This is a genomic window from Streptomyces murinus (assembly GCF_002154555.1).
GTDB lineage: Bacteria > Actinomycetota > Actinomycetes > Streptomycetales > Streptomycetaceae > Streptomyces > Streptomyces murinus.
The window spans coordinates 1-18,168 of the sequence record NZ_MUNF01000170.1 but is presented as its reverse complement, the minus strand read 5'-3'; the positions used below and the strand labels follow the sequence as shown (position 1 = coordinate 18,168).

Genomic DNA, 18,168 nt, shown 5'->3' with positions numbered 1-18,168 from the left:
GAGGTGCGCGGGGGCGGGGTGGCCGCCGGGCTGGGCGTGTCCCGTCTCCGGGGCCTGCTCCGGGTGCGCCGAACCGGGGTGATCGGCCTGTTCGTGGCCCAGCTGCTCGTGCGCGCCCTGCTCGTGTCCCGGTACGGCACCGTCCTGAGGACGCGCACCATCCTGAGGATGCGCACTGTCCTGAGGGTGCCCACTGGGCGCGTGACCCGCCTGCGGCACCTGCCCGCGCCCGGCGTCCGGGTGCCCGTGTCCGGCCCTGCCGGACGGGACCTCTATGCGCCCGTCCCGGCCGTGCCGGCCGTCCTGGCCGTGCGCGGCGTGCTCCCGCGCCCCGGCCCCGTCCGGACCCGGTACGGCCGCACCGTCCGCCTGCCCAGGCCGCTCGTACCCGCCCTGGCCGTACGCGCCCTGCGCCTCGGCGCCCTGTGCCTGCCCGGCGGGGTCGTGCGCGCCCGGCGCCATCCCCGGCTGATCGGCGCCGCCCTGCTCATACACACCCTGTGCGTCGGCGCCCTGCGCGGGCCCACCGAGTTCGTGCGCGCCCGGCGCGTGTCCGGACGGGTCGTACGCTCCCGGCGCCGCCTCGACCCGCTCGGCGCCGCCCTGCTCGTAGCCGCCCCGCGCGTCCGCGCCTGGCGCATGCACGCCGGTGTCGTACGCGCCCGGCGCCACCGCGGGCTCCCCGGCGCCGCCCTGCTCGTACGCGTCGTGCCCCAGCGTGTCCTGGCCGTACGCGCCCGGCGCCGAACCGTTCTGCTCCGGCGCGCGGCCGTTCTGCTCGTGTGCGCCCGGGACGGGACCGTTCTGCCCAGGGGCGGCAGGGCCGTAAGCGGCGCCCGGCTGCTCCTGCCCGGCGTGTCCGTGACCCGCCGGGCCCTGGGCGGCCTGCTCGGGACCCGTGTGCTCGTACCCGCCCGGTGCGGCCCCCGACTGCTCGTACGCGGCCTGGGCGCGGGCCTGGCGGCGTGCGCGGGCGCTGCCGACCCCTTGCGCCGTGCTCTGCGCGCGCCCGGCGCGGAATTCGCCGCTCCCGGGGTCGTACGCCTCGGCGTGGCCACCGGCCTCGGGGCCGAACGCCTCGCCCTCGGCGGGCGCTCCGGCCTCGGCGCCGTACGTCTCGTGACCGTACGCCTCGCCGGCTCCGTACGTGTCCGGTCCCTGCGCGGTCTCTCCCTGGTCGCCCCACGGCTGGCCCGCGTTGGTGGCCCAGGGTGCCGGAGCGCCGCCCGGGAGGGTGGCGGGCGGGGTGCCGCCCCACTGCTCCACCAGGGACGACGTGGTGAACTCGCCCGATTCGTCCGGAAGTTCCCCGCCGGCGACCGGGATGGACCACTGACCGGTGACGTCATGGCCGGGCGCGGCGGGCGCGGGCTCCTCGAAGTTCCAGTGCTGGGTGGCCGCGGGGTCGTACGTGAAGCGGTCGCCGCCCTGCGTCGCCCCCTGCCCGGTGTCCGGGTCGGGCCACTGGCCGCCGCCCTGGCCGCCGTTCGGGTCGGGCCACTGGGCGGCGCCGCCCTCCGGCGCGGGCCAGCCGCCCTCGGCCGGTGCCCCCGGGATGCGCGGCGGCACATAGCCGTGGCCCGGCGCGGCCAGCGGGCTGTTGCCGGACAGCAGGGCGTCTATGCCGCCCTCGGGGAGCTTGACGAAGGCGGTGGCGCCGTCGTCGTAGTCGCCCTGGGGCAGCGGGTTCCAGCGGCCGCCGCCCTCGGGCGTGCCCTCTCCGTGCCGGTCGTCGGTCACGACAGCGCCCTCCCCAGTGCTCGTCGGGCCAGCGCGGCGACGGTGCGCCGCAGGTGCAGTACGGCGGGCGGCAGGGACGGCACCGTGCCGTCCGCCTCCGGCGCCGGGTCGGGGATGCAGGCCGCGGCGACGTACTCGCCGAAGGCGCTGAGCGCCTCGGGGACGAGCGCGCGGTCGTTGTCCCAGTCGATGAGCCGCGCGACCCACTGCTCGGCCTCCAGCGGCCGCAGCGGCATCGGCGCGATGGCCCCGACCGCGCAGCGCACACCGCGCCGGGCGGGGTCGAGGACGAGGGCCACGGAGGCCAGCGCGCGGCCGGGTCCGGTGCGGCCGGTCGCCTTCAGGAAGACCTGCGGGGCGTGCAGCAGCGGCACCCGCACGAAGCCGATGAGTTCACCGGCGCCCAGCATCTCCACGCCCGCCAGCAGGTGCGAGACCGGGACCTCCCGGCGCGCCCCGCCCGGTCCCGCGACGATCAGCGTCGCCTCCAGCGCGGCGAGCACCGGCAGCGCGTCCCCGGTGGGCGCGGCGGAGGCGATGTTGCCGCCGAGGGTGCCCGCGTTGCGGATGTGCGGCGGGCCCGCGGCGCGCGCGGCGGCGGCGAGCGCCGGGATCAGGGCCGCGAAGTCGGGGCGGCCCATGCGCGCGAGGGTGAGTCCGGCGCCGAGCAGCGCGTGCCCGTCCTGGTACTGCCAGCCGCGGATCTCGCTGATCCGGCCGAGGCCGACCAGGGCGGCGGGCCGCAGTTGCCCGGAGTTGACGGCGGCCATCAGGTCGGTGCCGCCCGCGACCGGGACCGCGGTGGGCATCGCGGCGAGCGCCGCCACCGCCTCGTCCAGCGTCGTGGGCAGCGTGACGGCCTGCCCCGCCTGCGGTGCGTGCGTGGTCAACCCGGCTGCCCCTTCCCGCTGCCCCACCTGGTCCCGCCTGTTGCGCCGTACGGTACGTGCTGACAGGGCGGACGTGGCAACTCTGGCACATCTTCGCAAGGCTCGAACGCGGGGGTCCGCTAGGAGGCATTCGCCCACCTCACCGAGGAGATGGTCCGGTTTCGCACCGCTTCACCGGTGCGCGCGAATTGCCACTCTTCGGTGAAGCTGACGGGGTTTTTCCGCTATCTGTTCTATCCGCGTTGCACGGGGGGCCTGTTGGGGTACACCTGGCGGGTTCCGGCCGTTCGGGATCACCTGTTGGGCGGCGGTCCGTCGAGCGGGCGGCCCGGCACACCGGGTCGCCGCTGCCACGGCCGGGGCCCGGTCGGTGGCCGGTAGGCGACGCCCAGGGCGTCAAGTCGCCGGTAGTGCGCGGTCATCCGGCGCTCGAAGTCCGCGAAGTCCCGCTCCGCGGGCGCGGGCAGCCGGCTCCAGGCGACCTCCGCGAACGCGGCGAGCCGGGGAAACGCCTGGTAGTCCACGCGCCGGGCGTCCTCCAGGGCCTCGGTCCACACATTGGCCTGGGTGCCGAGCACATGGCGCGCCTCGGCCTCGGTGAGCGCGGCGGGAACGGGTTCGAAGCGGTAGACGTCCTCCAGGGTGCGCACGAAACCGATCGGTACGGGCTCCTCGTCGCCGGGGGCCTGCCGGTGGTCCAGGTACACGTACTGCTCGGGGCACATGACGACGTCGTGTCCGGCGCGCGCGGCGGTGACCCCGCCCTCGTAGCCGCGCCAGGAGGAGACCGCGGCGCCCGGGGCGAGCCCGCCCTGGAGGATCTCGTCCCAGCCGATCAGCCGGCGCCCGCGCGCCCCGAGCCAGGTGTCGAAATGCCGTACGAACCACGACTGGAGCTGGTCCTCGTCGGCGAGGCCGAGAGCGGCGATGCGCTCCTGGGCGGCCGACGACTTCTGCCACTGGTCCTTCGGGCATTCGTCACCACCGATGTGGATGAACCGTGCCGGGAACATCTCCAGGACCTCCTCGAACACCCCTTCGTAAAACCGGAGGGTGTTGTCGGTGGGGGCCAGTACGTTGGAGTTGATCCCCCAGGTGTCCCAGACGGAGAGCGCGGAGGTGTCGACGACATCGGTGTTGCCGAGTTCCGGATACGCGGCGACGGCCGCCTGCGAATGCCCCGGCACATCGATTTCCGGCACGACGGTGATATGCCGCTCGGCCGCGTAGGCGACGATCTCCCGGATGTCGTCCTGGGTGTAGTAACCCCCGTGCGGCTTCTCCTCCCACAGCGGTGAGGCCCGGTGACCGAATTTCGTCCGGGCCCGCCAGGAGCCGGTCTCGGTCAGTTTCGGATAGCGCCTGATCTCGATCCGCCAGCCCTGGTCGTCCGTCAGATGTAGATGCAGCACATTGAGTTTGTGCGCGGCCATCAGATCGAGATAGCGCAGCACCCCGTCCTTGGGCATGAAGTGCCGGGCCACGTCGAGCAGCAGCCCGCGCCAGCCGAACCGGGGGCTGTCGTGCACGGTGAGCGCGGGGAACTCCCAGGTGTCGCGGCCGCTGACGGGGGCCCGCCGGAAGGCCTCGGGTCCGAGCAGCTGCCGGAAGGTGCCCGCGGCCCAGAACAGCCCGGCCTCGCTCGCCCCGTCCAGGGTGATCACCCTGTTTTCGGCGGTCAGCCGGTACGACTCCGGGCCGCCGAGTTCGTCCGCGAGCGGGGGCACGATCCGCAGCCGTACCCGGCCGTCCTGTATACGGCTTTCACCCTCGCGGTACGGCGCGAAGGGCAGCCCGGTTGCCGCGCCGACCGTCGACCGCAGCCAGCGGGCCACCCGTTCGGTGCCCTCGGCGGCCTCGATCCCGGTGTCCGTGTCGACCACACAGCGTGCCCCCGCCGCCGCGCCGCCCGGCACCGAGACCCGGTCCGGCGCCGGGATCAGCGCCGCCTCCCCGGCCGATGCCGCTTCCCCGCCGCCGATGTCACCCATGTGGCCTCCACGCCCCGCGTTGCACCCTGTGCAACAGCCGTTTCGCTCCGCACAACCAGTCGATCGGCAGGAAGGCTAGGACCCCCGGAACCGGCCCACAAGAGGTCTCGACCAATCGGGTATGCAAAGGGCCCCGGCGCACACCGAAGCGCGCCGGGGCCCTCGCGGGTCACAACGGGAGGCGGGGCCTTACTTGCCCTTGCCCTTGTCGCCGCCCTTGTCCTTGTCGCCGCCGCTGCCCATGGACTCGTAGATCTCCTTGCACATGGGGCACACGGGGTACTTCTTCGGGTCGCGGCCCGGCACCCAGACCTTGCCGCACAGCGCCACGACGGGGGTGCCGTCGAGGGCGCTCGCCATGATCTTGTCCTTCTGGACGTAGTGGGCGTAGCGCTCGTGGTCGCCGTCGCCGTGGGACACCTGCGGCGTCGGCTCTACGAGGGTCCCCGTACCAGTCCCGCGCTCGGGCTCAAGAGTGCTCATATTGCCCAGGGTACTGAAGCGGCCGGGCATCAGTTGAGCGAAGGGTCGTCCGGATACGTGGCCACCATCGCCAGTTCGCTGCGCTGGCGGCGCAGCACCTCGCGCCACAGCCGTTCGGGCTCCGGCGAGGACACGTCACCGGGCTCGGACTCCACCACGTACCAGGCACCTTCGGCCAGCTCCTCCTCCAGCTGGCCGGGCCCCCAGCCGGCGTACCCGGCGAAGATCCGCAGCGAGCCGACGGCCGGGGCGAGCAGCTCGGGCGGTGCCTCCAGGTCGACCAGGCCGATCGCGCCGTGCACCCGCCGCCAGCCCAGCGGGGCCTCTTCTCCGTTCGCCCCGCCCGGGATGACCGCCACGCCGAGCGCGGAGTCCAGCGAGACCGGCCCGCCCTGGAAGACGACGCCGGGCTCGCCGGTCAGCTCGGCCCAGCCCTCCAGGATGTCGCCGACGCCCACCGGGGTGGGGCGGTTGAGGACGACGCCGAGGGAACCCTCCTCGTCGTGGTCGAGGAGGAGCACCACCGCGCGGTCGAAGTTCGGGTCCGCCAGGACGGGGGTGGCCACGAGCAGCCGCCCTGTGAGCGAGGACACCTCGGTCATGCCAGACATGATCCCGCATCTTCCCCCGGAGTGGGGAGCCAATCGGAGTGCCCGGGTGAACGCAGCTCAGGGAGCGTGGAAGCAGGCCCGGCGCACGCTCACGATCGGTGACCCCGTGTATCCGATTGCAAACGGTTCGTGTTGTGACACACCCATGACGTGACAGGGCGGTACGCGGACTTACGGACGGGGGGTGATCGGCGATTACCCTGTCCCACGGCCCGCCCGTGATCGGCGGCCCCCATGCCCATCTGATCGGAACGCGAGATTCATGACCGTCAACGACGATGTCCTGCTTGTCCACGGCGGAAACCCGCTTGAGGGCGAGATCCGTGTCCGCGGTGCGAAGAACCTCGTGCCGAAGGCCATGGTCGCCGCGCTGCTCGGCAGCGCGCCGAGCCGGCTGCGCAATGTTCCGGACATCCGTGACGTGCGCGTCGTGCGCGGGCTGCTCCAGCTGCACGGGGTGACGGTCCGTCCGGGTGAGGAGCCGGGCGAGCTGGTGCTCGACCCGACGCGCGTCGAGAGCGCCAACGTGGCCGACATCGATGCCCACGCCGGTTCCAGCCGTATCCCGATCCTGTTCTGCGGCCCGCTGCTGCACCGGCTCGGGCACGCGTTCATCCCCGGCCTCGGCGGCTGCGACATCGGCGGCCGGCCCATCGACTTCCACTTCGACGTGCTGCGGCAGTTCGGCGCGACCATCGAGAAGCGCGCGGACGGGCAGTACCTGGAGGCGCCGAAGGGCCTGCGCGGTACGAAGATCACGCTGCCGTACCCGTCGGTGGGCGCGACCGAGCAGGTGCTGCTGACGGCCGTACTGGCCGAGGGCGTCACGGAGCTGTCCAACGCGGCCGTCGAGCCGGAGATCGAGGACCTCATCTGCGTGTTGCAGAAGATGGGCGCGATCATCGCGATGGACACCGACCGGACCATCCGCATCACCGGTGTGGACCAGCTCGGCGGCTACACCCACCGGGCCCTGTCGGACCGTCTGGAGGCCGCGTCCTGGGCCTCGGCGGCGCTGGCGACCAGCGGCAACATCTACGTCCGCGGCGCCCAGCAGCGCTCGATGATGACGTTCCTGAACACCTACCGCAAGGTCGGCGGCGCCTTCGAGATCGACGACGAGGGCATCCGCTTCTGGCACCCGGGCGGCCAGCTGAAGTCCATCGCCCTGGAAACGGACGTGCACCCCGGTTTCCAGACCGACTGGCAGCAGCCGCTGGTGGTGGCGCTCACCCAGGCCACGGGCCTGTCGATCATCCACGAGACGGTCTACGAGTCCCGGCTGGGCTTCACCTCGGCGCTCAACCAGATGGGTGCGCACATCCAGCTCTACCGCGAGTGCCTGGGCGGCTCCGACTGCCGCTTCGGCCAGCGCAACTTCCTGCACTCCGCGGTCGTCTCGGGGCCGACCCGGCTCCAGGGCGCCGACCTGGTCATCCCCGACCTGCGCGGCGGCTTCTCCTACCTGATCGCGGCCCTGGCCGCCGAGGGCACCTCCCGAGTCCACGGCATCGAGCTGATCAACCGCGGCTACGAGAACTTCATGGAGAAGCTCGTGGAACTGGGCGCCAAGGTCGAACTCCCGGGCAAGGCCCTCGGCTGACCCCGAGCAAACAAGCAAACAGGGCGGTCCCCCTCCTCGGAGGGGGACCGCCCTGTTTGACGTCGTCGGCCCTTTCGGCGCGGCCCACCGGGCCGCGCCCCAAAGGGGCGCGGGGAACTGCGCGACCAGCCACGACGGACTGTCAGCCACCCACGGCGCTCACCTCGAACGGCGCTCCAGTGGACCGGCGCTCAAAGCGGAGCGCTTACTTGCCCTTGGCCGCTTCCTTGAGCTTGGAGCCCGCGGTGACCTTCACGCTGAACCCGGCGGGGATGTTGATCGGCTCGCCGGTCTGCGGGTTGCGCGCGGTACGAGCGGCACGGTGGGTGCGCTCGAAGGTCAGGAAGCCGGGGATGGTGACCTTCTCGTCGCCCTTGGCGACGATCTCGCCGACGGTCTCGGCGAACGCGGCCAGCACGGCGTCGGCGTCCTTGCGGGTCACCTCGGCACGGTCGGCCAGCGCGGCCACCAGCTCACTGCGGTTCATGTTGTTACTCCCGTGTTTTCTTGCCGTTGGGGTGTGCCACGCGGCCGTTATGCCCGTGGCACTGCGATGCCGATGCGCTCGCGCCCAGGGACGCATCCTGCCCCTACCTGCGGCGGGAAAGCCAATCCGGCACCCGTAGGAGTCGTGAGAACACCCTGGGGAGTCACACGAAAAGCGCCTGATCGGCGTCACCCTAGAGGGCGCCCGGCGTCAGGTGGTTCCACGACGCGCCGGTACGGGGGGCCACCGTGGTGATCCTCACAGCCCCCGGCACCGTGCGACACGCCGTGATCGGGCGATCCGCCCTGGTCAGACCGTTGCGCCGACCGCCTTGGCGGCCTCGCGGACCGCGCCGGCGACAGCGCCCGCGACCTTGTCGTTGAAGACGCTCGGAATGATGTAGTTGGGGTTCAGCTCGTCCTCGCTGACCACATCGGCGAGTGCCTTCGCGGCGGCGAGCATCATCTCGGTGTTGACGGTACGGGACTGCGCGTCCAACAGGCCGCGGAAGACACCCGGGAAGACCAGCACATTGTTGATCTGATTGGGGAAGTCCGAGCGGCCGGTGGCCACCACCGCGGCCGTCTGGCGGGCGATCGCCGGGTCGACCTCCGGGTCCGGGTTCGCGAGCGCGAACACGATCGCGCCGTCCGCCATGGCGGCCACGTCGTCGCCGTCCAGGACGTTCGGGGCCGAGACACCGATGAAGACGTCCGCGCCGCGCACAGCCTCCTTCAGGGTGCCGGTGAGGCCCTCCGGGTTGGTGTTGTCGGCGATCCAGCGCAGCGGCGAGTCGGCCGGGGCGTTCACCAGGTCCTCGCGGCCCGCGTGCACCACACCGTGGATGTCGGCGACGACGGCGTTCTTGGCGCCCGCCGCGAGCAGCAGCTTGAGGATGGCCGTACCGGCCGCGCCGGCGCCGGACATCACGATCCGGATGTTCTCGATCGCCTTGCCGGTGACGCGCAGCGCGTTGGTCAGCGCGGCGAGCACGACGATGGCGGTGCCGTGCTGGTCGTCGTGGAAGACCGGGATGTCCAGGGCCTCGCGCAGCCGGGCCTCGATCTCGAAGCAGCGGGGCGCGGAGATGTCCTCCAGGTTGATGCCCGCGAAGCCGGGGGCGATCGCCTTGACGATCTCCACGATCGCGTCGGTGTCCTGGGTGTCCAGGCACAGCGGCCAGGCGTCGATGCCGGCGAAGCGCTTGAAGAGGGCCGCCTTGCCCTCCATCACGGGCAGCGCGGCCTTGGGGCCGATGTTGCCGAGGCCGAGCACCGCGGAGCCGTCCGTCACGACCGCAACCGAGTTGCGCTTGATGGTGAGGCGGCGGGCGTCCTCGGGGTTCTCGGCGATCGCCATGCAGACGCGGGCCACACCCGGCGTGTAGACCATGGAGAGGTCGTCGCGGTTGCGGATGGGGTGCTTGGACTGCATCTCGATCTTGCCGCCGAGGTGCATCAGGAACGTACGGTCGGAGACCTTGCCGAGGGTGACGCCCTCGATGCCGCGCAGCTTCTCGACGATCTCCTCGGCGTGGGCCGTGGAGGTGGCCGCGATGGTCACGTCGATACGGAGCTTCTCGTGCCCGGACGCGGTGACGTCGAGGCCGGTCACCGAGCCTCCGGAGGACTCCACGGCGTTGGTGAGCTGCGAGACGGCGGTTCCGCTCGCGGGCACCTCCAGCCGGATGGTCATCGAGTAGGAGACGCTGGGCGCCGTTGCCATGGCCGACTTCCTCTGCTTTCACCGTGTCGCTAAGTTGTGCCGTCCGATCGTCGCACCTACCGATCAGTACGTGGTAGTCGCCCTCGGTTGCGGACGTTTTGTTCATGGCTGGCTACCGACTGGTGCGTGTTTTCGGAAAGCGACTTCCACCATACGAGAGTCGCCAGGCATAAGAAAGAGGCCCACGTCACTCTGTCGTGACGTGGGCCTCCCACGTTGATGACACCGACCCGCCATGCTCGCCTCGCGGCAAGTGGTCCCTCGAAGGGACGAAGGTTGGGCCCGGGGGCTTGGATCGAGCCGGTGCCGTACCCAGGCTAACAAACGGATCCCGGATGCCATTCCCCGCGCGGGGAGTTCGTCGAAAACTCAGTCGCGCAGCAGATCCGGCACCCCGGCCGGATCCGGCTCGTCCCGCTCCCCCGACACCACCGTGAGCTGCTGGGTCGCCCGGGTGAGCGCCACGTAGAGCACGCGCAGCCCGGCCGGGGACTCGTCGGCGATCTCCGCGGGCGAGACGACGACCGTCGCGTCGTACTCCAGTCCCTTGGCCTCCAGGCTGCCGAGCGCCACCACCCGGTCGCCGAGCCCGGCGAGCCAACGTCTCGCCTCCTCGCGCCGGTTCATCGCGACGACCACGCCGACCGTGCCGTCCACCAGGTCCAGCAGCCGCTCCGCCTCGGCCCGCACGGTGGCCTGGAGGGACTCCTGTACGACGGTGAAGCGCGGCGCGACACCGGTGGAGCGTACGGCGCGGGGCGACTCGGAGCCGGGCATGGCGAGCGCGAGCACCCGGGCGGCCAGCTCGGCGATCTCGGCGGGGTTGCGGTAGTTCACGGTGAGCTGGAAGCGGCGCCTGGGGCGGCTGCCCAGAGCCTCGTCCCGGGCCTCGGCCGCCTCGTCCGGGTCGGACCAGGAGGACTGGGCCGGGTCCCCGACGACCGTCCAGGTGGCGTGCCGGCCGCGGCGGCCGACCATCCGCCACTGCATCGGGGTGAGGTCCTGCGCCTCGTCCACGATGACGTGCGCGTACTCGGTGCGCTCCTGCGCCAGCCGCTCGGCCCGCTCCCGCTGGGTCTCCTCGCGCACCGGCATCAGCTCCTCCAGACCGGTGAGCTGGTCCAGCGGGTCGAGCTCCCGCTTCCTGCGGGGCCGGGCGGGGACGCCGAGGATCGCCTGGAGCTCGTCCAGCAGGGCGATGTCGTGCACCGTGCGGCCGTCGCGCTTGAGCGAACGGGCCACCTTGCGCACCTCGCCCGGGTTGAGGATCCGGCGCGCCCAGCGGCCGAGCCGCTTCTCGTCGGCCATGGCGTCGAGCACCCGCGCCGGGGTCAGCTCCGGCCACCAGGCGTCCAGGAAGCCGATGAAGGCGTCCTCGCCGGTGATGTCCTCGTCGAAGGAGGAGCGCAGCTCGGCGGCCAGCTCCGGGTCGGTGTGCCGGGACCCGGCGCCGGACTTCGCCCACAGGGCGTCCAGCAGCAGCTTGCGGGCGCGCGGGCGCAGCAGGTTGACGGGGGCGGTGCCGCCGAGGGCCGTATGGCGGATGCGGTCCAGCTCCTCGGCCTCCAGTTCGAGCCGGCGGCCGAAGGCGACGACACGCAGCCGGGTGGGGTCGACGGGACGCGGCGTGTCGTCGTCGTCCTCCTCGTGGCCCGTGGGGGCGGCGGCGCCCAGCTCCAGGGCTCCCCTGGCGGCCTTCCGCAGCACCTTCAGCATCCGGTACGAGCCCTTGGCGCGGGCCACGGACGGGGAGTCGTACAGCGTCGCCGTCACGCCGTCGACCAGCGAGCCGATCGCCCGGATCGCGACCTGGCCCTCCTCGCCGAGCGAGGGCAGCACGCCCTCGGTGTAGGCGACGAGCAGCGGGGTCGGGGAGACGATCAGGATGCCGCCCGCGTACCGCCTGCGGTCCTGGTAGAGCAGGTAGGCGGCGCGGTGCAGGGCGACGGCGGTCTTGCCGGTGCCGGGGCCGCCCTCCACGTATGTGATCGAGGCGGCGGGGGCCCGGATGACGAGGTCCTGCTCGGCCTGGATGGAGGAGACGATGTCCCGCATGGTGTGGCCGCGGGCCTGGCCGAGGGCGGCCATCAGGGCGCCGTCGCCGATGACGGGCAGTTCTTGGCCGTCGAGGTAGGCGGTGAGCGCGGGTCGCATCAGGTCGTCCTCGACGCCGAGCACCCGGCGTCCCTTGGACCGGATGACACGCCGGCGCACCACCCGTCCGGGCTCCACGGGGGTGGCCCGGTAGAAGGGCGCGGCGGCGGGGGCGCGCCAGTCGATGACGAGCGGGGCGTAGTCCGCGTCGAGGACGCCGATCCGCCCGATGTGCAGGGTTTCGGCGATGTCGGCGGTGTCGTCCTCGCGCACGGCGCCCTCGGCCGGCTCGACCGCCGTGTAGGCCCCGTCGGGCCCCTTCTTGCCGTCCTTGCCGAGCAGCAGGTCGATGCGCCCGAACAGGAAGTCCTCGAACTCGTTGTTGAGCCGGTTCAGGTGGACACCGGCGCGGAAGACCTGCGCGTCCCGCTCGGCGAGCGCGCCGGGGGTGCCGACCTGGCCCCGCTGGGCCGCGTCGTTCATCAGGAACTCGGCCTCGTGGATCTTCTCCTCCAGCCGCCGGTACACCCGGTCCAGATGTGCCTGTTCGACGCTGATCTCTCGGTCGCGCACGGAGTCCTGTGCGTCGTGTTCCGAGCCGACCGCGGAATGCTGAACCTGAGCGGCCACCGGGCCCCCTTCTGACGTGCTGGGCAGCCGTCAACCGTACGCGAAAGGAGGCGGGCGAGGCTACGGGACCCGGGCGCTTTGCCGGATACGGCGATCTTGTATGTGAGGGTGCCGGCGGCGGACGCGCGGGCCGCAGGGCTCACGCGCGGGTCAGGGCGGCCGCCCGGCGGCGGTGGCGAGCCACCCGTTCGCGGTTGCCGCAGACCTCGCTGGAGCACCAGCGCCGGCGGCGGCCCCGGGAGGTGTCGAGGTAGAGGAGCGGGCAGTTGTCCCCCTCGCACTCGCGAAGGGCGGCCCGGGCGACGGGGTCGGTGAGCAGCTCCACGGCGTCCCGGGCGAGGAGCGCGAGCAGGGCCCCGGGTCCGGGCGGCGCGACCAGCTCCCGGACGAGCAGCCCGTCGCCGTGCCGTACGGCACAGGGCACCGGCGGTGTCCCCCGGGCCGCCTCGTTGACCCGTCCGAGCGCCCTCGCGTACGACACCGTCCCGCCGCCGCGCCGCACCAACTGCCCTATGTCCTCCCGCACTTCCCTGAACCGCACCACCCAGGTCTCGTCGGCGTGCCCGAGCCCCGTGCCGGCCGGCACCAGCCCGGCCTCCTCGATCCAGCCGCACAACGCCCGGACGGAGTCGAGCCGTTCACCTGGATGACCGGTCGCCAACAGATCCAGACAAACCCGTCCGGCATCGAACCGCAGCGCCATGTGCCTGTCACCGCCTAGGCATACGGGGAGTCGTACAGCCACCTTGCTCCCACAGTGCCCGTCCGACCGCTTCCCCGGAACCCCCCGCACGGGGGCCGGTCGTGCTCAGGCCGGCGGGATGTTCTGGTTGGCCCGGAAGAAGTTGGCCGGGTCGTAGGTGTGTTTGACCTCGGCCAGTCGGTCGTAGTTGTCGCGGTAGGTGGCCCGTACGCGGTCGGTGGGCTCTTCCTCGCCCAGGAAGTTGAGGTAGCCGCCGCCCATGGAGTGCGGGTGCAGATCGGTCCAGTAGTCGACGCACCAGCGGCGGAGCAGGGCGGCGTTGGCGGGGTCCGGGTCGATGCCCGCGATGACGCCGGACCACAGGGCGTCCCGGTAGGCCCAGGCCGTCTCGTCGGGGCCGGGTCGGTGGGCCGCTCCGTCCACCGGGTACAGGTGCATGGTGGACAGGCCGGTGGGGAGGTTCTGGCCGTACTTCTCGTGCACGGCGATGGCGTCGTCGGAGATGGCGTCGAAGAAGTCCCCGCGCCAGTACCACTGGAGCCCCGTGGGCAGCAGCTGGTCGAACATGGTCTGGAGGGCGGGGTAGGGCATGACCGTGGTGAAGTGGAAGGCGGGCGGCCCGGCGGCGGCCACGGCGGCGACGGCCTTCTCCAGCCGCGCCCGCTCCTCCTCCGGGGCCGTCCCGGGGTGCGCCGGCGTGTGGCACCACACCACCCCGCACATCTTCCTTCCGTGCAGCGGCTCGGGGAACGGCGGTCCGGGCGGGACCGTCAGCAGCGCGAAGAACCCGCTCAGCTCCTCCGGCGCGCCGGGCAGGAACTCCCGGTACCAGCACAGCACTTCACGCACCTGGTCGACGGGCCAGAGGGTGATCGCGACCCCGACGGCATCCACCGGGTGCAGCCGGAAGGCGAAGGACGTGACGACGCCGAAGTTCCCGCCGCCGCCCCGCAGCGCCCAGAACAGATCGGGGTGCTGGTCGACGGAGGCGGTGACGAAACTCCCGTCGGCGAGCACCACGTCCGCGGCGAGCAGGCTGTCGATGGTCAGGCCGTAACGGCGGGTGAGATGTCCGTGGCCACCGCCGAGGGTGAGCCCGCCGACCCCGGTGGTCGACATGATCCCCGAGGGCACCCCCAGCCCGAAGGTGTGCGCCGCGTGATCGAGATCACCGAGCCGGCTCCCCCCGCCGACCCGGGCCGTCCGGGCCTCCGGGTCGATGTGCACCCAGCGCATGGGCGACAGATCCAGGGTGAGCGCGCCGTCCACCAGGCACAGCCCCGGTCCGCTGTGCCCGCCCCCGCGTACGGCCGTCGCCACGCCGTTGTCCCGTGCGAAGGCGAGCGCGGTCCGTACGTCCGCCACGTCCACGCACCGCGCGAACGCGGCGGGGCGCCGGTCGATCATGGCGTTGTAGATGCCGCGGGCCCGGTCGTACCCGGGATCCCCCGGTCCTACGACGCCTCCCCGCAGAGCCCCCCGCAGAATGTCCAGAGCGGTCTCGTCGATGACGCTCATGGCCGAACACCTCGGTTCGCGCAGCGGAACCCCTGCCAAACGCCGCAAACATTGTCCGCCCGGGGCGGGGTCTTCGCACGCCGGGCGCCCGGCCACAGGAGCGGACGGCCCGAGCGATGTCTTGGTCGGGGGTGGGCTCCCGAGACCGCCATCGGGTTTCGCTCGCCGGGGCCGAGGGCGGCACGGGGAGCCGTAGGGTCGGGGGGTGACGAACAGCGCCGTGCAGGAGGAGTTCCTCCGGGCCTTTCACGCCGTCCGGCCCGCCGTGACCGCCGAGGCGTTCGGGCGGGGGCGGGGGCCGGACGGGCGGTCCAGTTACGAGCTGCTGCGCGACCGGGTGGCCGGGCACCGGCGGGTGCTCGATCTCGGTTGCGGGGACGGGCTGTTGCTCGAACTGCTCGCCCGGGACGGCGGCAGGGAGCTGGCCGGGGTGGACCTCTCGCCCCGGTCGCTGGCCCTCGCCCGGCTGCGGCCGGCGCTCTCTGCGGCACGGCTGCACACCGGGCGGGCGCAGGAACTGCCCTTCGCCGAGGGGAGTTTCGACGCCTGCGTCTCCCATCTCGCGCTGATGCTCATGGGCGACATCGAGCAGGTCGCGGCCGAGGTGGCGCGGGTCCTCGCACCGGGTGGGGTGCTCGCGTGCGTGATGGGCGGCGGGGCGGTCGGCGGGGAGGCGTACGAGCGGTTCGTGCGGCTGCTGCGGCGCGCGGGCGAGGAAACCACCGCGCGCATCCCCGCGTTGGGGGACAAGCGGGCGCGCAGCCGGGAAGGGCTTGAGGAAGTGCTGCGTCCGGTGGGGTTCGGGGAGGTCGAGTGGGAGACCGTGCCCATCGACATCGGCGGGACCCTGGAGCAGGTGTGGGAGTCCATGTCCGGGCTCTACGATCTCGCGCCGATGGCGGAGGACGCCGTCGCCCGGCTCCATCGGGACTTTCTCACCGAGGTCGCGGACCTGGTCACGCCGGACGGCATCGTGCCCTGCGGGTTCACGGTGCACCTGGCCTCGGCGCGGCTCGCTCGGGCGGTCTGACTCATACGGCTGCGGCTCCGGCTGCGGTCAGACGGTCGGCGGTCTCGGGGTACGGGCCGAGCAGCGCCCATTCGAGAGGCGTACGGCCGGTGCCGTGATCCTCGCGGAGATTCGGGTCGGCGCCATGGGCCAGCAGCGCGCGCACCGTCTCGGTATGGCCCCAGCACGCCGCCGCGCACAACGGCGTCCCCTCCGCCCCCGGCCCGGCACTCTCGGTGTCGGGGCGGGCGCCGGCCGTCAGCAGGAGCAGGGCGATCTCGGCCTCGCCGTTCACCGACGCCGTGTAGAGGGGGGTGGTGCCGTCGCCGTCGGCGCCCGCGGGATCGGCACCGGAGCGCAGGGCCGCCCTCACACCGCCCGCGTCCCCCATCAGGATCGCGGTGAACAGGCGTCGGGAGAGCTTCTTGCGTCGCCGCTGATTCATGGGGGCAACGGTAGCGGCCGACCGCCGGGCGGTGCCTGCGATAAAGCGGTGCCGGCGCTAAAGCGCTGCCTGCGATAAAGGCGCATGACAAAGGCCCCGCCGCGTGAAGCGACGGGGCCTTTGCCCACATGGGGTTACCTCCCGGAGGAGGTTCGTGGAGATGGCGGGAATCGAACCCGCGTCCAACGGTGCGGAATCAGGGCTTCTCCGTGTGCAGTTCGCTGTGATTTTCTCAGCCCCGGCGATCACGCGAACAAGTCGCCGACGGGCTCAGTCACTGTTTGATTTCCCTCTTCACCCCGTGACCGGGATCAAGGTTTAGTCCCCTAGCTGATGCCAGGATCCGGGTCGGGAACAGCCCCGGGCTGACACTTCGCAAGTCGCTACTTAGGCAGCGAGGGCGAAGGAATCGCGCTTGGTGTTGGCGATTATTGTTTTCGGCCTGTGGTTTACGAGATCATGGCCGCTTCCTCGACACGCTTCCCCTGCTTCGACATCCGCTGTCGAAACCGATCATCCCCATGTTGTTTTTTCAAGGTGCGCACCGGGCTCACGTCCGATGCTGCCGCCATCGTACGGGAACAACGCGGCTCCGTGCCACCGTATTCCCGCCCTACACGCCGCGCTGCCTCCGCTTCGCCGCGGCGATGGCACGGTCCGACTCACGCCGGTCCTGCTTCTCCCGCAGGGTCTGCCGCTTGTCGTACTCCTTCTTGCCCCGGGCGAGCGCGATCTCGGCCTTCGCGCGGCCGTCCCGGAAGTACAGGGCGAGCGGCACGATGGTGTGACCGGTCTCCTGGGCCTTGGACTCCAGCTTGTCGATCTCCTCGCGGTGCAGCAGCAGCTTGCGCTTGCGGCGCGCGGAGTGGTTGGTCCAGCTGCCCTGGTGATACTCGGGGATGTGGGCGTTGTGCAGCCACGCCTCACCCCGGTCGATGTGGACGAAGCCGTCCGTCAGCGAGGTCCGGCCCTCGCGCAGCGACTTGACCTCGGTGCCGGTGAGCACGATCCCGGCCTCGTAGGTGTCGATGATCGCGTAGTCGTGCCGGGCCTTCTTGTTCTGGGCGACGATCTTGCGCTTGCCGCCCTTCTCGCCGTCCCTGGCCTTGCCCGCCCCGCCGCCCTGCTTGGGCTGGGACTCCTTGGGTACGTACATTCCCTTGCTCATAGTGCCGTCCATTTTCGCACTACGCGGGGGGCTCGGGGCCAGCCCTTATTCGGCGTCGCCCAGACCGGTGAGCACGGTCTCGGCGCGTTGCAGTACGCCGTCCCCGGCCTCCAGGTCGGGTGTGATGCCCCGGCCGTCGACCGCGTGCCCGGACGGGGTGCGGTAGTGGCCCACGGTCAGCTCGGCCACCGAGCCGTCGGGGAGGTTCGTCGGCATCTGGATGGAGCCCTTGCCGAAGGTGCGGGAGCCGATCACGACCGCGCGGCCGCGGTCCTGGAGGGCGCCGGTGAGCAGCTCGGCCGCGCTCATGGTGCCGCCGTCGACCAGGGCGACCAGGGGGCGGGCGGTGTCCCCGCCGGGCGTGGCGTGCAGGGCGCGCGGGGCGCCGTCGACGTCATAGGTGGCGACCAGGCCGCCGTCGAGGAAGGCGGAGGCGGTGGCCACGGCCTCGGTGACCAGGCCGCCGGAGTTGCCGCGCAGGTCCAGCACGATCCCGTCGCCGGGCGGGGCGGCCCGCAGCGCCTCGCGGACCTGGGCGCCGGTGCCCTTGGTGAAGGCGGCGATCCTGATCAGGGTGGCCCGCGCCGACAGCCTGCGGACACTGACCGAGTCGGTGGTCAGGGTCGCCCGGCGCAGGGTCTCGGACCAGGCGCGGGTGCCGCGCTGGAGGCCGAGGATGACGGTCGTACCGGCGGGCGCGTCGTCGGCGTCACCGCGCAGCCGGGAGACCACCTCGGTGACCGGGAGGCCGTCCGCGCGGGCGCCGTCGACGCTGCGCAGCCGGTCGCCGGTGCGGATGCCGGCCGCGGCGGCGGGCGAGCCCGGCCGCACCCCGGTGACCTCGATACGGCCGTCCTGTTCGCGCGCCGCGGAGAGGCCGACGCCGGTGTAGCGGCCGTCGAGGGAGTCCTGGAACTCCTGGTACTCGCCCTCGGAGTAGACGGCGCCCCAGCGGTCGCCGCTGCGGCTGACGGCCCGCTCGGCGGCCTCCATCGGGGACGTGCCGTCGGCCATCGCGCGGGCGGCGGCCTCCCGTACGTCCTCCTTGCGGACGGCGCCCACGGGCACCGT

At 72.4% G+C, this 18,168-nt stretch carries 15 protein-coding genes and 1 other RNA gene; 2 read left to right on the top strand and 14 right to left on the bottom strand.

Annotated elements, in window-relative coordinates:
• From CCN72_RS40440 to CCN72_RS12665, 5 genes are all read right to left on the bottom strand, one after another.
• Window positions 1-1,740, bottom strand: a 1,740-nt coding sequence (locus tag CCN72_RS40440) for a DNA polymerase III subunit gamma/tau domain-containing protein (protein WP_483027274.1), incomplete at its 3' end; no start/stop codon positions are given.
• Entirely contained in the window at window positions 1,737-2,630 is an 894-nt protein-coding gene (locus tag CCN72_RS12680; protein WP_086807616.1) for an FAD binding domain-containing protein, read from the bottom strand. The genes CCN72_RS40440 and CCN72_RS12680, both read right to left, overlap by 4 nt.
• 293 nt (window positions 2,631-2,923) lie before the next feature.
• On the bottom strand, window positions 2,924-4,621 hold the full coding sequence (locus CCN72_RS12675) for a beta-N-acetylhexosaminidase (RefSeq protein WP_086807615.1): 1,698 nt from the start codon (window positions 4,619-4,621) through the stop codon (window positions 2,924-2,926).
• 189 nt (window positions 4,622-4,810) lie between these two features.
• Window positions 4,811-5,104 carry a DUF3039 domain-containing protein gene (locus CCN72_RS12670; protein ID WP_037651876.1) on the bottom strand — a complete coding sequence of 98 codons (294 nt, stop codon included), beginning with the start codon at window positions 5,102-5,104 and terminating at the stop codon, window positions 4,811-4,813.
• 29 nt (window positions 5,105-5,133) lie between these two features.
• Window positions 5,134-5,706: a YqgE/AlgH family protein gene (locus CCN72_RS12665; protein WP_085564977.1), complete on the bottom strand. Its 573-nt coding sequence runs from the start codon at window positions 5,704-5,706 to the stop codon at window positions 5,134-5,136.
• A 271-nt stretch (window positions 5,707-5,977) separates the two neighbouring features.
• Here CCN72_RS12665 and murA point away from each other — a divergent pair, with 271 nt between their 5' ends.
• Window positions 5,978-7,318 (top strand): UDP-N-acetylglucosamine 1-carboxyvinyltransferase, encoded by a 1,341-nt coding sequence (gene murA / locus CCN72_RS12660; RefSeq protein ID WP_085564978.1) that lies wholly within the window; start codon window positions 5,978-5,980, stop codon window positions 7,316-7,318.
• A gap of 205 nt (window positions 7,319-7,523) precedes the next feature.
• On the opposite strand, the gene CCN72_RS12655 is transcribed toward murA, so the two are convergent.
• The 5 genes from CCN72_RS12655 to CCN72_RS12635 form a co-directional block, all read right to left on the bottom strand.
• Entirely contained in the window at window positions 7,524-7,805 is a 282-nt protein-coding gene (locus CCN72_RS12655) for an HU family DNA-binding protein (protein WP_014673024.1), read from the bottom strand.
• A 309-nt stretch (window positions 7,806-8,114) separates the two neighbouring features.
• Complete coding sequence (locus CCN72_RS12650) at window positions 8,115-9,530, bottom strand: NAD-dependent malic enzyme (protein ID WP_037651408.1); 1,416 nt, start codon at window positions 9,528-9,530, stop codon at window positions 8,115-8,117.
• Between the two features lie 369 nt (window positions 9,531-9,899).
• A complete protein-coding gene (locus CCN72_RS12645; protein WP_086807613.1) occupies window positions 9,900-12,254 on the bottom strand; it encodes a HelD family protein in 2,355 nt (784 codons plus the stop codon).
• 139 nt (window positions 12,255-12,393) lie between these two features.
• Window positions 12,394-12,957, bottom strand: a complete 564-nt coding sequence (locus tag CCN72_RS12640; RefSeq protein ID WP_086807612.1) for a CGNR zinc finger domain-containing protein — start codon at window positions 12,955-12,957, stop codon at window positions 12,394-12,396.
• A 105-nt stretch (window positions 12,958-13,062) separates the two neighbouring features.
• Window positions 13,063-14,475: an FAD-binding oxidoreductase gene (locus CCN72_RS12635; protein WP_208637990.1), complete on the bottom strand. Its 1,413-nt coding sequence runs from the start codon at window positions 14,473-14,475 to the stop codon at window positions 13,063-13,065.
• Window positions 14,476-14,680: 205 nt separating this feature from the next.
• On the opposite strand from CCN72_RS12635, the gene CCN72_RS12630 reads away from it, so the two are divergent.
• Window positions 14,681-15,505, top strand: coding sequence for a class I SAM-dependent methyltransferase (locus tag CCN72_RS12630; RefSeq protein WP_086807611.1), 825 nt, complete (start codon window positions 14,681-14,683; stop codon window positions 15,503-15,505).
• Window position 15,506: 1 nt separating this feature from the next.
• On the opposite strand, the gene CCN72_RS12625 is transcribed toward CCN72_RS12630, so the two are convergent.
• The 4 genes from CCN72_RS12625 to CCN72_RS12610 form a co-directional block, all read right to left on the bottom strand.
• Window positions 15,507-15,929: an ankyrin repeat domain-containing protein gene (locus CCN72_RS12625; RefSeq protein WP_086807610.1), complete on the bottom strand. Its 423-nt coding sequence runs from the start codon at window positions 15,927-15,929 to the stop codon at window positions 15,507-15,509.
• A 152-nt stretch (window positions 15,930-16,081) separates the two neighbouring features.
• Window positions 16,082-16,450: a transfer-messenger RNA gene (gene ssrA, locus CCN72_RS12620) on the bottom strand.
• 92 nt (window positions 16,451-16,542) lie between these two features.
• The gene (smpB, locus tag CCN72_RS12615) at window positions 16,543-17,085 is read right to left on the bottom strand and encodes an SsrA-binding protein SmpB (protein ID WP_037651396.1); all 543 of its coding nucleotides are present in this window, start codon (window positions 17,083-17,085) and stop codon (window positions 16,543-16,545) included.
• Window positions 17,086-17,142: 57 nt separating this feature from the next.
• Window positions 17,143-18,168, bottom strand: a 1,026-nt coding sequence (locus CCN72_RS12610; RefSeq protein WP_107430094.1) for a S41 family peptidase, incomplete at its 5' end; no start/stop codon positions are given.